Annotated in this window: 17 protein-coding genes; 6 read left to right on the forward strand and 11 right to left on the reverse strand. The window is 76.3% G+C overall.

The annotated features are described in order from the left end of the window. Positions 1-13: 13 nt before the first annotated feature. Positions 14-580, reverse strand: a complete 567-nt coding sequence (locus PGN05_RS08905) for a type II toxin-antitoxin system PemK/MazF family toxin (RefSeq protein WP_419752174.1) — start codon at positions 578-580, stop codon at positions 14-16. A 168-nt stretch (positions 581-748) separates the two neighbouring features. Between PGN05_RS08905 and PGN05_RS08910 the strand changes: the two genes are divergently transcribed. Beyond that, positions 749-946: a hypothetical protein gene (locus PGN05_RS08910; protein WP_419752175.1), complete on the forward strand. Its 198-nt coding sequence runs from the start codon at positions 749-751 to the stop codon at positions 944-946. 25 nt (positions 947-971) lie between these two features. Here the strand turns inward: PGN05_RS08910 and PGN05_RS08915 are convergent, their stop codons facing one another. After that, positions 972-1,397, reverse strand: a complete 426-nt coding sequence (locus PGN05_RS08915) for a VOC family protein (RefSeq protein WP_419752176.1) — start codon at positions 1,395-1,397, stop codon at positions 972-974. Between the two features lie 33 nt (positions 1,398-1,430). Continuing rightward, entirely contained in the window at positions 1,431-2,021 is a 591-nt protein-coding gene (locus PGN05_RS08920) for an MSMEG_1061 family FMN-dependent PPOX-type flavoprotein (RefSeq protein ID WP_419752177.1), read from the reverse strand. A 28-nt stretch (positions 2,022-2,049) separates the two neighbouring features. On the opposite strand from PGN05_RS08920, the gene PGN05_RS08925 reads away from it, so the two are divergent. Continuing rightward, positions 2,050-2,436 (forward strand): acyl-CoA thioesterase, encoded by a 387-nt coding sequence (locus PGN05_RS08925; protein WP_419752178.1) that lies wholly within the window; start codon positions 2,050-2,052, stop codon positions 2,434-2,436. Positions 2,437-2,442: 6 nt separating this feature from the next. Here PGN05_RS08925 and PGN05_RS08930 read toward each other — a convergent pair whose 3' ends face one another. The 3 genes from PGN05_RS08930 to PGN05_RS08940 form a co-directional block, all read right to left on the reverse strand. After that, complete coding sequence (locus tag PGN05_RS08930; RefSeq protein ID WP_419752179.1) at positions 2,443-3,108, reverse strand: lysophospholipid acyltransferase family protein; 666 nt, start codon at positions 3,106-3,108, stop codon at positions 2,443-2,445. 107 nt (positions 3,109-3,215) lie between these two features. Further along, positions 3,216-3,953 (reverse strand): ANTAR domain-containing protein, encoded by a 738-nt coding sequence (locus PGN05_RS08935; protein ID WP_419752180.1) that lies wholly within the window; start codon positions 3,951-3,953, stop codon positions 3,216-3,218. A gap of 209 nt (positions 3,954-4,162) precedes the next feature. Continuing rightward, a complete protein-coding gene (locus PGN05_RS08940) occupies positions 4,163-5,614 on the reverse strand; it encodes a PLP-dependent aminotransferase family protein (protein WP_419752181.1) in 1,452 nt (483 codons plus the stop codon). Between the two features lie 61 nt (positions 5,615-5,675). Here PGN05_RS08940 and PGN05_RS08945 point away from each other — a divergent pair, with 61 nt between their 5' ends. Both PGN05_RS08945 and def read left to right on the forward strand, forming a co-directional pair. After that, a complete protein-coding gene (locus PGN05_RS08945; protein ID WP_419752182.1) occupies positions 5,676-5,942 on the forward strand; it encodes a hypothetical protein in 267 nt (88 codons plus the stop codon). Between the two features lie 63 nt (positions 5,943-6,005). After that, the gene (def, locus tag PGN05_RS08950; RefSeq protein ID WP_419752183.1) at positions 6,006-6,563 is read left to right on the forward strand and encodes a peptide deformylase; all 558 of its coding nucleotides are present in this window, start codon (positions 6,006-6,008) and stop codon (positions 6,561-6,563) included. 1 nt (position 6,564) lies between these two features. On the opposite strand, the gene PGN05_RS08955 is transcribed toward def, so the two are convergent. Further along, positions 6,565-6,957, reverse strand: coding sequence for a hypothetical protein (locus PGN05_RS08955; RefSeq protein WP_419752184.1), 393 nt, complete (start codon positions 6,955-6,957; stop codon positions 6,565-6,567). Positions 6,958-7,062: 105 nt separating this feature from the next. On the opposite strand from PGN05_RS08955, the gene PGN05_RS08960 reads away from it, so the two are divergent. Next, on the forward strand, positions 7,063-7,713 hold the full coding sequence (locus PGN05_RS08960; RefSeq protein WP_419752185.1) for an HAD hydrolase-like protein: 651 nt from the start codon (positions 7,063-7,065) through the stop codon (positions 7,711-7,713). A 32-nt stretch (positions 7,714-7,745) separates the two neighbouring features. Here the strand turns inward: PGN05_RS08960 and PGN05_RS08965 are convergent, their stop codons facing one another. The 3 genes from PGN05_RS08965 to PGN05_RS08975 form a co-directional block, all read right to left on the reverse strand. Continuing rightward, the gene (locus PGN05_RS08965) at positions 7,746-8,975 is read right to left on the reverse strand and encodes an MFS transporter (RefSeq protein WP_419752186.1); all 1,230 of its coding nucleotides are present in this window, start codon (positions 8,973-8,975) and stop codon (positions 7,746-7,748) included. 59 nt (positions 8,976-9,034) lie between these two features. Beyond that, positions 9,035-10,204, reverse strand: a complete 1,170-nt coding sequence (gene mftD / locus PGN05_RS08970; protein ID WP_419752187.1) for a pre-mycofactocin synthase MftD — start codon at positions 10,202-10,204, stop codon at positions 9,035-9,037. 162 nt (positions 10,205-10,366) lie between these two features. Further along, the gene (locus tag PGN05_RS08975) at positions 10,367-11,050 is read right to left on the reverse strand and encodes a DUF4383 domain-containing protein (RefSeq protein ID WP_419752188.1); all 684 of its coding nucleotides are present in this window, start codon (positions 11,048-11,050) and stop codon (positions 10,367-10,369) included. Positions 11,051-11,177: 127 nt separating this feature from the next. Here PGN05_RS08975 and PGN05_RS08980 point away from each other — a divergent pair, with 127 nt between their 5' ends. Continuing rightward, positions 11,178-11,507, forward strand: a complete 330-nt coding sequence (locus tag PGN05_RS08980; RefSeq protein WP_419752189.1) for a tetratricopeptide repeat protein — start codon at positions 11,178-11,180, stop codon at positions 11,505-11,507. Positions 11,508-11,514: 7 nt separating this feature from the next. Here PGN05_RS08980 and PGN05_RS08985 read toward each other — a convergent pair whose 3' ends face one another. After that, on the reverse strand, positions 11,515-12,885 hold the full coding sequence (locus tag PGN05_RS08985; protein ID WP_419752190.1) for an MFS transporter: 1,371 nt from the start codon (positions 12,883-12,885) through the stop codon (positions 11,515-11,517). Positions 12,886-12,916 lie beyond the last annotated feature (31 nt).

A 12,916-nucleotide genomic window follows, 5' to 3' on the forward strand; every position in this document is an offset into this window, starting at 1 on the left:
CCGGCCGCCGCCGTCAGTGGCCGTGCTGCCCGCGGACGGCGGCGACCACCGCGTCGAAGCGGCGGCGGTCCAGTGCGGCGCCCTCGCGGCGGGCGGCGCCCGGCGGCAGGACGAGCAGCCGGTCCAGGCGCACCTCGCTCGGCCGGCCCCGCGCGTCCCACGCGCCGGTCCCGACGTCCATCCAGACGCGGCCGTGGCGGGCCTCGTCGGCGGCGTCCCGGTCGTGGTCCTGGCTGGACAGCATCAGCCCGACCAGGTCGGCACCGCGGCGGCCGAGGACCAGCACCGGCCGGTCCTTGCCCCGGCCGTCCCCCTCGTCGAACGGCACCCAGGCCCACACGACCTCGCCCGGGTCGGGAGAGCCGTCCGCGCGCGGGCGGTAGGTCAGGTCGGCGCCGGCCAGGCCGCCCGCGAGGTCGTGCACGCCCGCAGGGCCGGGCGCCGTCCGGTCCGCCCCGCCGGCCGGGTCCACCGGCCGTGCCGACCTCCGTGCGGCGCGCCGGGGCGCCGGTGCGGCGACCGCCCGCAGCGCGGCGCGCAGCAACCCGGGCAGGCGCCGTCCGAACCCACTCCCAGCCATGACGGCACCGTACGGAACGGCGTCCGGGACCGGCCGCGGAGACCTCGTGTGTCACATGTGACACACAGGTACCAATTGGTCACGAGGGCGGTTCGAACTGCCGAGACGGGGGCAGGATGTGAGAACGGGGCGGTCAGAGGTGGTCTCCCCGGGAGAGGGGGGTCTCCCATGACCTCGGCCGAGCCGGTCCCGCCCGCACCACCGCGTGCCCGGGAGGTGAAGGCCAGCGTCCTCGCCGCGTTCCAGCTCGTGGAGGACGCGCGCTACCTCGGCACCGGACGTCGGAGCAAGCAGGACCGCCGCCGGGCCGTGGCCGAACGCACCGTCGCCTACCGCAAGCTCGCCCGGGACCTGCCCGCGAGCTGAGGCCCGCCGCCCGGCCCGGGTCCCCTCAGGCCACGCAGAACTCGTTGCCCTCCGGATCGCGCAGCGTCGCCCACGTGAACGGCCCCTGCGACTCCCGGTAGAGCTCCGTCGCGCCCATGGTGATCAGGCGGGCGACCTCGTCGTCGCGCCGCTCGGCGCCGACGTGCAGGTCCAGGTGCAGCCGGTTCTTGACCGTCTTGGGCTCCGGCACGGCCTGGAACAGCACCCGCGGGCGGCCCGCGTCGGGGGAGACCAGGGCCGCCCCCGACCGCCACACGAGCGCGCCCCGGTGCGTGGTCGTGTCGGCCTCCGTGGCGGCACCCGACTCGACCATCCGGCGGATGAAGGCCTCGTCCTGCGCCTCGACCTCCCAGCCGAGCGCCTCCGCCCACCAGTCGGCCTGCTGGTGCGGGTCGGCGCTGTCGATCACGATCTGCACGTCGGTCGCCATGGGGCCGCACCCTAGGGGCGGCCACCGACGGTCTCAGAGCTCCTTGGCCAGCTCCGTGCGCATGACCGCGTCGTCGGGCAGCGGGGTGGTGAGCCGGCAGTGATCGGCGAACACCTCGCGCATCGGGGCGAAGACCGAGCGCTCGACCCGCCGCTCCGGGTCCCACAGCCCCGACCGCATGACCGACTTGGCGCACTGGAAGTAGGCCCGGGTCACGGTCACCACGAGCACCGAGCGCGGCGCGCGCCCGAACTCGGTCAGGTCCACGTCGAGGTCGTCCGGATCGGCCAGTGCCGTCGTGCCGTAGACCCGCAGCGTCTCCTCGATGCCCGGCACGAGGAACAGCAGGGCGGCCCGCGGGTTGCCGGCCAGGTTGGCCAGGCTGTCGACGCGGTTGTTGCCGGGCCGGTCGGGCAGGGCGAGGTGGTGCTCGTCGAGGACGTGCACGAAGCCGGGGTCCCCGCCGCGCGGGGAGACGTCCGGCCAGCCCTCGGCGTCGGCCGTCGCGAGCGTCGCGAAGGGCGAGAGCGCGATGAAGGCCCGGCAGTGCCGGTCGAGGTGGTCGATCACCTTGTCCTGCACCAGTTGGGAGGGGCTGCGGTACCGGGCCAGCACGTCGTCCATGGGGGAACCGTAACTACCGTCGTCCCCCGTGCCCGCACAGTGGAGTTCCCCGGTCCGGTACGTCGAGTGCGACCAGCAGGGCGTCGTGTTCAACGCCCACTACCTCACGTGGGCCGACGAGGCCTCCAACGGCTGGTGGGCGTCGGCGGGCCTGTCCTGGGCGGAGCTGACCGAGCGGCGCATCGACCCGCTGGTCAAGGCCAGCACGCTGGAGTGGTCGGCGCCGGCGCGGTGGGGGGACACCGTGACCGTGGACGCCGAAACCGAGCGGGTGGGCCGCACCAGCGTCACCGCCCGGTTCACCGTCCGCGTGGGCGAGCAGGTGTGCTGCGTGGTCCGGACGACGTACGTGTGCTCCTCCGACGGCCGGCCCACCCCGTGGCCGGACGACGTCCGGGCGCGGCTGACCTCCTGACCGCGCTCAGACGGTCTCGCGGGGCTTCCCCCAGTCGGCCTTCTCCTGGCCCGAGAGCTCGGCGATCGCCTCCATGATCTGGTCGGTGACGGCGCGCCGGGCCCGGCCGTTGCCCGCCATGCCGCGGTGCTCGGGGAAGGTGAGCGGCGGGCCGAAGGTGACCGACACCCGGTGCGGGCGCGGCCAGCGCGAGTCCACCGGCTGGACCCGGTCGGTGCCGGCGACGGCGACCGGGACGACCGGGCAGTCGGCGGTCAGGGCCAGCCAGGCGACCCCGGTCTTGCCGCGGGCCAGCCGGCCGTCGCGCGAGCGGGTGCCCTCCGGGTAGATGCCGAAGCCCTCGTCCTGCCGCAGCACGCCCAGCGCGGTGTCGAGGGCCTCCTGCGCGGCCCGGTGCGTCTGGCGTTCCACCGGCATGGCACCCAGCGCGGTGAACAGCGTCTTCGTCAGCCAGCCCCCGATGCCGCGGCCGGTGAAGTACTCCGCCTTGGCGAGGTAGTGCACGCGGCGCGGCGCCGAGAGGGGGATCACCATGCTGTCGATGAACGACAGGTGGTTGCTGGCCAGGATGACCGGGCCGGTGGCCGGCACGTTCTGCCGACCCGCGACGTGCATCCGCAGCACGATCCGGAACAACGGGCGCAGCAGGAACCGGACGACGAGGTAGAGCACGCCGCGCTTCCCCTCTCGGAGCGGGGTCCGCCGGCGGCCGCCGACGTCAGCGGCATTCTCCCGTGCACCCGCCCGAGGCGCGCGGACCCCCGGCGGACCCGGGCCGCTCAGTGCATGCGGGGGGCGGGTGGGCAGATGTCCCGGATCATCCCGCGGACGTCGTCGGGCAGCGGCGCCCGTCCGCAGGCCGACTCCGCGATCGCCACCGCGACGTCGCGCACCTTGCGGTGGCAGTTGCTCGAGATGTGCGCGAGCGTCTCGAAGGCCACCTGGTCGCCGCAGCCGGTGAGCAGCATGAGGATCCCCTTGGCCTGCTCGATCGCCGCCCGGCTGCTCATCGCGGTGCGCAGCTGCGCCACCTCGGTCTCCAGGGCGTGCACGCGGTCGCCGTCGTCCTGACCCGGGGTCGTCCCCGGGCGGTGCGTCTCGGGCGGCACCTCGACGAGCAGGCCCTCCAGGGCGCTGACCGTCCCGCCCGGGTCCACCTCCGGCTCCCCGATCAGGACGGCGGTGCGCTCCATCCCGGCCCGGTTGCACAGCCGCACGCGCAGGGAGAAGGGCAGCCCGCTGGTGCACGCGGTCGCGATCGCCTCGAGCGCCCGCGTGCGGTCGCCGGCGTGCAGGGAGCGCACGAGCAGCTCGGTGCAGGGCTGGGCGCCGCCCCGCGCGTGCCCGAGCAGCGCGGTCATCTCCGGGGACCAGGCCCACGTGCCGACGCGCCGGTCGTACCGGTAGCGCCCGGCCAGTCGGCGCACGGCCGGGACCGGCCGGGACGCGGGCGACGCCGCCGTGCGACCACTGGCCGGTGCCGGGCGGGCGAGGATGGGGGAAGGTGACGCTGTCATCTCGACTCCACGGGAGTCTCCGGGTGCACCCGGTGGGGGTTCGCCGGCCGTGTGTTCGACCACCGCGGGACGCCGACGGCATCCGCCGGCACTCCGATGTGCGGACCGTACGTCGTTCTCGGCGGGGGCGCACGCCCAGCGACCGGGTGACTGCGGGCCGCGTCGCGTCGCCACGCGCTGTCCCCGGTCGGCACCCCCCAGCGGTCGGGTCAGACCACCGTCGCGGGGCGGGCCGGGCCGGTGTGGGCGGCGGCGCGGGCGGGCAGCCCCGCGGTCACCTCGGCCAGCAGGCGCACCGCCGTCCGCAGCCGGTCGGGGGGCAGGGTGAACGGCAGCCGCAGGCAGTCGTCGAAGGCGTGCCCCGTCCCGAACGCCCGGCCCTCGGCCAGGAGCAGCCCGTGCGGGGCCGCGGCCGCGACCACGGCGGCCGAGCTGGTGCCCGGTGGGAGCCGGCACCACACCGACAGCCCGCCGGCCGGCCGGGGCGCGTGCCAGTCGGGGAGCACGCGCGCCACCTCCTCCAGCAGCACCTCCCGGCGTTCCCGCAGCGTCCGCCGGCGCTCCTCCAGGACGGCGTCGAGGCGGCGGAGGAGGGCGGTGGCCGCCAGCTGGTCGACCACCCCCACCGACAGCTGCCGCCGGCCGAGCGCGGCGCCCACCTGCGCGGCGAGTGCCGCGTCGGTGCGCAGCCACCCGATCCGCAGCCCGCCCCAGACGACCTTGGACAACCCGCCGACGGTGACGGTGGCGGCGTCCGGGAGGCCGGCGGCGAACGGCGGGAGCGGGCCGTCGTCCAGGTGCAGCTCGGCGGTGACCTCGTCGACGACGGCCAGGACGCCGTGCTGCCACAGGGTGGCCGACAGCCGCCGCCGGCCGGCCGCGGAGAGCCGGGCGCCGGACGGGTTGGAGAAGTCCGGCATGAGGAACGCCATCCGCGGACTGCTCTGGCGGGCGACCAGTGCGGCCGCACCGACCAGGGCGTCGGGGTCGGCGGCGTCGACCGGCGCGGGCACGCAGCGGCCGCCCGCGGCGTCGACCATGCCCAGCGCCCCGGGATAGGTCGGGTGCTCCACGAGCACGCGGTCGCCGGGCTGCAGCAGCGTCTGGAACACGATCGCGGTGGCGTCACCGGTCCCGGCCGTGACGACGACCTGGTCGGGGTCGGTGGGCAGGCCCCGGGCGGTGAACCGGTCGGCGATCGCCGTGCGCAGCTCCGGCAGCCCGCTGGGCGCGTACCCGTGGCCGGAGACGTGGGCGGGCAGCGCGGCCAGGGCCTGCTGGTAGGCGTCGAGCACCTCGGGCACGGCCTCGGGCGCGGCGTGGGCGAGGTCGAGCTGGGCCGGGTCGGTGGTCGGCGCCCGCCACGCACTGCTGGCGGCCGGCAGCTCGGTGACCGTCCCCGAGCCGTGCCGGGTGACGGCGAACCCCTCGGCCCGCAGCAGCCGGTAGGCCGAGGCGACCGTGACCCGGCTGGCGCCCAGCGCCGCGGCGAACTCCCGCTCGGCGGGCAGCCGGCTGCCGCTGGGCAGCGCGCCGGTCGTGACCAGCTCACGGATCCGCCGGGCCAGCGCCGCGTAGCGCGGGCCCGGCACGGCCTCGACCGGGCCGACGAGGGTGGCCAGCTCCTGCGCCGAAATGGACTGGTCGAGCCGAGGTGGCATGCGGTCCACCATGCCGCAGTGGACCCATTCTCACCAGTCCGGATGGTGCCACTCTCTCCACATGACCTCAGGTGGTGTCGTCGTCCTGCTCGTCCTGCTCGGAGTGGTCGCCCTGTCGGTGACCACCCTCGTCCTCGCCGTCCGCGGCGGCCGTGGCCCGGCGGACCCGCCGGCCAGTCGCCTGCGGACCGACCCGTCCGGCTTCCCCGTCCTGTCCGCGCCGCGCGGCGCCCTGCACCGCGGACCGGACCGCGCACGGCCGGCGCGGGTGGTGCCGCGGCGGCGCCCGGCGGTCCGGGGCGCCCGGCGGGCCTCGCCGGCGCGCTGACCGCACCCGTCGCGGCGTCCCTCGGCCGGGCGCCGCGACGCGGCATCCCTAGGATCGGCCGACATGCGCCTGCCCGGCCGGTACTCCGGCACAGCCCGGCCGATCGTCACCTACGGGACCGATCCGGTGCTGCACCGGTCGTGCGCGCCGGTGACCGAGTTCGGCAAGGACCTGCGGCGCCTCGTCCTCGACATGTTCGCCTCGATGGAGGCCGCCGACGGGGTGGGCCTGGCGGCCAATCAGATCGGCGTCGACGCGCGCGTCTTCGTCATCGACTGCCCCGACGCTGCGGGGGAGGACGTCGTGGGCTACGTGGTCAACCCCGAGCTGACCGTCCTCGAGCCGCGCGAGGGCGAGCCGGCCGAGGAGGTCACCGAGGAGGGCTGCCTGTCGGTGCCCGGCCCGTACGCCGAGCTGCCGCGGGCCTTCCGCGCCCGGGTGGACGGCGTGGACGCGGCGGGGCAGCCGGTGTCGATCGAGGCGACCGGCATGGCCGCGCGCTGCCTGCAGCACGAGGTCGACCACCTCGACGGCACCGTCTACGTGGACCGGCTGCCGGAGGACCAGCGCGAGCGGCTGCTGGCCGAGGCGGCCGGCCCCGGAGGCGAACTGCCGGCGTGAGTCAGGCGGAGGGGGGCCAGAACGCCCAGGCGGTCAGCCACACGATGCCGACGGTCACGATCAGCGCCACCGGCACGTGCGCGATGATGTTGCCGGCGCTGCCCAGCGCGGCCTGCACGAAGGTGAGCACGAAGACGACCGCGGCCAGTGCGGCGGGCCACCACAGCCGGGTCCGCCGGGCGTGCAGCCCCGTCGCCACCAGGAGGAGGCCGGTGCTCACGTGGAGGGCGATCGCCCCGGCGCCGTGGCCGGTGAGCGCGTCCTCGCCGCTGACCAGCTGTCCGGCGGAGAAGAACTGCCACAGCAGCACGAGCACCGACAGCACGGCCGTGGCCTGCGCCAGCCGGATGGTCGACGTCTGGGGGGCGACAGCGGCGTCGCGGGTCCGTGTCATCGGGGTCCTCCGGTCGGGCGGGGTCGGGGTCGGGGTCGGGGTACTGCTTGAAGATTGCAGCACCCTCGTGGGAGGTGCACCAGCCCCCGGGCCTGGGGGTTCGCTGTGAACCGGTTGGTGCTGTTCGACCTCGACGGCACGCTGGTCGACTCCGCGCCGGGCATCCATGCCTCCGTGCGGCACGCGGCCGCCGAGCTCGGCCTGGCACCGCCGACGCCCGCCCAGCTGCGCGGGATGATCGGCCCGCCGCTGCAGGACGGGTTCGCGCTGGTCCTCGGCGTCCCGCCCGCCGACGTCCCGCGGGCGGTGGCCGCCTACCGGGCGCACTACACCGCCGGGGCGCTGCTCGACGTCACCGTCCACGACGGCGTCCCGGAGCTGCTGGCCGCGCTGCGCGCCGACGGCGGGACCCTGGCGGTGGCCACCAGCAAGCCGGAGCCGTTCGCCCTGCGGGTGCTGGCGCACACCGGGCTGCTGCCCGCGTTCGCGAGCGTCCACGGCGCGACCCTGGACGGCGCCGTCCGGCACAAGGACCAGGTGGTCGCCGCCGCGCTGGCCGCCCACCCCGACGGTCGCGACCCGGTGCTGGTCGGCGACCGGGCGCAGGACGTCCTGGGCGCCGCGGCGCACGGGCTGCCGTGCATCGGCGCCGGCTGGGGCCCGGCCGAGGTCGACGAGCTCGAGGACGCCGGTGCAGCCGTGGTGGTGGCCACCCCCGCGGAGGTGCGGACGGCGCTGTCGCGGGACCTCGGCTGACGGCCCGATCGGGCCGCTCGACGGGTGTGCTCTCAGGCGGCGACGGGCTCGGCCTGCTCCGCCGGCGTCCCGAGGCGGGCGGCGCGGCGCCGGCGGAGCAGCCCGGCGACCGCGACCAGCGCCAGCGCGACCACGGCGGCGCCGTACACCTCGGCGACCGGCTGCAGGCCGAACTCGCCGACGGCGAGGCCCGCCGCGATGGCCGGGACGCTGAACCCCAGGTAGCCGACGACGAAGACGCTGGACAGCAGGCCGCCGCGCTCACCCGGCTGCACGCCACGGGTCACCGTGGCGATGGCGCCGAGGAAGGCGGCACCGAATCCGAACCCGGAGACGGCCGCGGAGGCGAAGAAGAGCACCGTGCTGCCGAGGACGAGCGAGGCGACGGTGCCGCAGACCCCGGTGGCGAAGACGAGGCAGCCGGTCAACATCGCCGTGTGCGGAGCCGCCCGCGAGAGGGCGATCGAGCCGACCACGCTGGTGCCGTTGACCGCGCCGAGCACCAGGCTGCCGACCAGGTGGTCCTCGATGCCGAAGACGTCGGCAGCCATCGAGGGGCCGAGTGACAGGTAGAGGCCGCCGAGCGCCCACAGCGCGAAGACGCAGGGCAGCGCGACGAGGAAGGCCCCGCGCTGGGCGGCCGGGACGTGCACCCGCGGGCGCAGCGACGCCAGCGCACCGGGCACCCGGGGGGAGGACTCCGGCAGCAGGACCAGCACGAGCAGCGCGGCTCCGGCGAAGAGGACCGTCATCGCGCCGAACACCCACGTCGTCGGCTCCGGGACGACGTCGACGGCCAGGCCCGCGCTCACCGCGCCCAGAGCCAGCCCGAGGCCGGGGGCGGCGCCGTTGAGCAGGGCGCCCTTCGGCCGGTCGGCGCGCTGGAAGTCCAGCAGGGTGGCACCCAGCGCCCCGGTCAGCGTGCCCACCGACAGGCCCTGCACGACCCGGGCCGCCAGCAGCCACCCGACGCCGTCGGCGGCCAGGAACAGCGAGCTGGCGGCCGCCTGCAGCAGCAGGCCGGCGACCAGCACCGGCCGCCGGCCCACGTGGTCGGAGAGCGCGCCGGCCACCAGGAGCGTGGCCAGCAGGGCGAACGCGTAGATCCCGAAGATGGTCGTCAGGACGCCGGGGGAGAACCCGAACTCCTCCTGGTACACGCGGTAGAGCGGAGAGGGGACCCCGGCGGCGCCCAGCACCAGCACGAGCAGGGCGGCGGCGGTCCAGAAGGAGACCCCGCGGGGAACGCGGCGGGAGGGCACGACAGCCAGCAAGCCCTCCCGCCGCGACCGCATTCCCCCGGCGCGGCGGGTCGGGCCGCTCAGCTGCGCGTGAAGCCCGCGGGCAGGACGACGTCCTCGCGGGTCAGGTCGTGCACGGAGGACCTCCCCAGGCCCAGCAGCGCCTCGTCGATGCCCTGCCGGATGATCGACAGCACGTTCTGCACGCCGCGCTCGCCGTTCGCGGCCATGCCCCACAGGTAGGCCCGGCCGATCATGACGGCCTTGGCGCCCAGCGCCATCGCCTTGACGACGTCGGCGCCGCGGCGGACCCCGCCGTCCATCAGCACCTCGACCTGGTCGCCGACGGCGTCGACGACCGCCGGCAGCGACCGGATCGCGCCGGGCGTGCTGTCGAGGTTGTTGCCGCCGTGGGTGGAGACGGAGATGGCGCTGACGCCGGCGTCCACCGCGCGGCGGGCGTCGTCGGGGCGGGTGATGCCCTTGAGCATGAACGGCCCGCCCCACTGCTCGCGCAGCCAGGCGACGTCCTCCCAGCGGGGCAGGGCGGTGCCCATCCACTCGCCGTAGGCGCCGAAGAAGTTCGGCGGCTCCTGCCCGGCGAGGGCCAGGTTGGGCACGCTGAGCTCGGGGATCGCGCCGGTGCGCAGGTAGGTGGCCAGCCAGCGCGGCTTGCGCAGCACCTCGGGCGCGAACTTCAGCGCGTTCTTCACGTCGATCTTCTCGGGGATCGGCGGGCTGCCCCAGTCGCGGCGAGAGGCGAACGACCAGTCCAGCGTCATGATCAGGCCCTTGGCGCCGGCGGCGCGGGCCCGCTCGGCGCGGGCAAGGATCGTCTCGCGGGAGCCGACCCAGTACATCTGGAAGAACAGCTTCGAGTGCGCGGCGCCGCACTCCTCGACCGGCTTGCTGGCGAAGGACGACAGCCCCATGGCGACGTCCTCGGCGGCGGCGGCCCGGGCGACGGCGACCTCCCCGTCGGGGTGCACGGCCTGGACGCCGGTCGGCGAGATCAGCACCGGCATGGAGACCTCCTGGCCCATGACCGTCGTCGCCGTCTCGCGCTTGGCGGGCAGGTCGGCCACGTGCGGCCGCCAGGTGATCTCGTCGAAGGCCTGCACGTTGTCGCCGGCGGTCAGGCCCTTCTCGGTGCCGGCGACCAGCGCCAGGTAGACCGACCGGGGTAGCCGCTTCTTCGCCCGGTGCTGGGCCTCCTCGACGGTCTCGAACCAGTCCTTGGTGCTCGCCATGCGGTCCTCCGCGCCTGTCGCTGTCCACCGGCGGCGCCCCGGTCCTGCCGGTGACGCGCGCCACGTCCCGCGCCATGCTGCCAAACCGTGGCACTGAGTGTCACGCGCGACTTCTCGCCCACGGAAGCCATGGGGGGCCGGGACCCCGGCCGCGGCTGCCGCTCAGGCGGGTGGGCCGTCGAAGGACATCCACACCTGCCGCCGCTCGACCCGCGTGCGCACCCGCGCCATGGCCTCGACCCGGCGGCGCTGGTCCCCGGTGGCGGTGCGCTGCACGACGGCCACCTCGGCGTCGCGCATGGCGAGCTCCGCAGCCGCCTCGGCCGGGGTGGCCGGCCGCTCGTCGAGGGGCTCGTCGACGGCGTCGTCCTCCGCGCGGGCGTAGGGGCTGTCGGGTGGCAGGTTGCCGCTGAGCCGGCCGTACGCGCCGAGGAGGAGGAGGACCAGCCCGGCGACGATCGAGAAGACGACGTTGGCGAACTCGAAGGCCAGGACGTTGAGCGACGTCCGCAGGACGGCGAGGTTCGCCAGCGCGGACACGAGGAACAGCACCCCGACGACGATCATCACCGTGGAGGCGATCCGGGGCCCGCGGACGGCCGCGGCGAGGAGCACGGCCGCGGTGACCAGCGAGATCGTGGACAGCAGGCCGTTGGACGACAGGCCCAGGACCCGCTCGCCCTCCGTGGAGAAGAAGTCCAGCCCGCCGGCGAGACCGAGCACGCCGAAGGTGGCGATGACCAGGGCGACGGCGACGGCGCCCAGCCGGTGCACGGCCAGCACGCGGTGTCCGGGGTCGGCGGGGGGCTGCGGCGTCCGGTGCGAGCTGCGGTGGAGCAGGGCCATGGGAGGACCTCCCGGTGTGGGGGCTGGTACTCCTCCCTTCCGCGCTGCGGCGCCGCCCGGATGCGGTCGGTCCGCCGCGCCGCGCCCGCCGGGGAAGCCCGGGGGCCCCGGCGCCGTTCTGGTCGCCATGAGCCGTCCGTTCGAGATCGACCTGCACTCGGAGTTCCTGCGCGCCGACCTGTTCCTCTCCATGGGGCAGCCGATCGAGGCGGCCCGCGTCCTGGTGCCCGTCGTCGAGGCGGAGCCGGACAACGAGGCGGCCCTCGAGCTGCTCGCCCGCGCCTACTTCGGCTCCGCGCAGCTCGGTCGCGCCGAGGAGGCCCTGGGCCGGCTGGTCGAGAGGGCGCCGGCCAACGGGTGGGCCCGCCGGGCGCTGGCCCGCACGCTGGAACGGCAGAGCCGGGCCGGTGAGGCGGTGCCGCACCACCGGATGGCCGACGCGCTCGGCGCCGACTGACACCGCCTCAGCGGTCACCCCGGCGTGGAACGCGCCCGAGCAGGACGACGGCGGCGGTGGCCGCACCGGCCGCCGCCGCCGCCCAGCCCAGCGCCGTGCCCGCGAGCGGCAGGTCGCTGCCCGCCGTCGCGCGGGCGACCAGGAGCACGGCGGCCACGCCGAGGGCCGTGCCCAGCTGGGCGGCGGTGTTGAGCACGCCGGAGGCGGCGCCCTGCAGCGCCTCGGGGACGTCGGTGCCCATCGCCGTCGAGGCCACCGAGGACAGCCCGATGCCCGCGCCCGCCACCGCCATCCCGGCGCCGATCCAGGCCGGTGAGGTCTCGGCGGCGAGCAGGACGGCGTTCCCGCCGCCGATGGCCGCCAGCCCCAGTCCGGCCACCGTCCGCGGACCGAGCCGGCGCAGGGCCGGGGCCGCGGCGGTGGCGCCGAGGACCACGCACAGGCTGAACGGCAGCAGCAGCGCACCGGTCGCCGTGGGGCCGAACCCCCGCTCCTCCTGCAGGTGGAGGGTCGCCAGCGTCGCTGCCGAGCTGGTCGTGGCGGTGTTGAGGAAGGCCGTGGCCGCGCCGGTGCGCAGTCGGCGCAGCCGGGCCGCCGCCGGCGGCAGCAGCGGGTCGGCGGCCCGGCGCTGGGCCCGGGCGAAGGCCGCGAGCAGCGCCGCGCCGGCGAGGACCAGCAGCGCCCCCCGCCCACGGCTGCCGGCCTGCTCCAGGACCGAGGCGCCGAGCACGAGCGCCGCCACACCGGCGGCGAGGAGCGCCGCTCCGCGCAGGTCGAGCCGGCCGCTGCGCACCCGGGGCGGGTCGGGGACCCATCGGGAGACGGCGACCAGCAGGCCCGCGGCCAGCGGCACGTTGAGCCAGAAGAGGCTGCGCCAGCCGGTGAGGTCGCTCAGGACCCCGCCCAGCAGGAAGCCGGTGGCACCGGCCGCTGCCCCCGCCGCGCTCCAGACCGCCAGGGCCCGGCGGCGGGCGTCCTCGTCCTCGGTCGCCGCCGTGAGCAGGCGCAGGGCCGGGGGGACGGACACGGCGGCGGCCGCGCCCAGCAGGCAGCGCGCGGCCACCAGCACCGGCGCGGCCGGGGCGAGGGCGGCCAGGACCGACGCGACGCCGAAGAGCGTCACACCCGTCGCCAGCACCCGCCGGTGGCCGAACCGGTCGCCGAGCCGCGCACCCAGGAGGAGCAGCGCCCCGAAGAAGACCGCGTAGCCGGTGACCACGGGCCCGGCGGCCGAGGGGGGCGCGTCGAGGTCGGCCAGCACGGCCGGCAGGGCGGTGATGACGACGGTGCCGCCGAGGACGTCGACGAACTGGACGGCGGCGAGCGTGGCGACGGCGGCGGTCGCGCCCCCTGACCTCGGCCCGGTCTGCGTGTCCACGCGGAACCCCCTGACGGTGCTTCTTCATCGA

This window comes from Geodermatophilus sp. CPCC 206100 (assembly GCF_048569675.1).
Classification (GTDB): Bacteria; Actinomycetota; Actinomycetes; order Mycobacteriales; family Geodermatophilaceae; genus Geodermatophilus.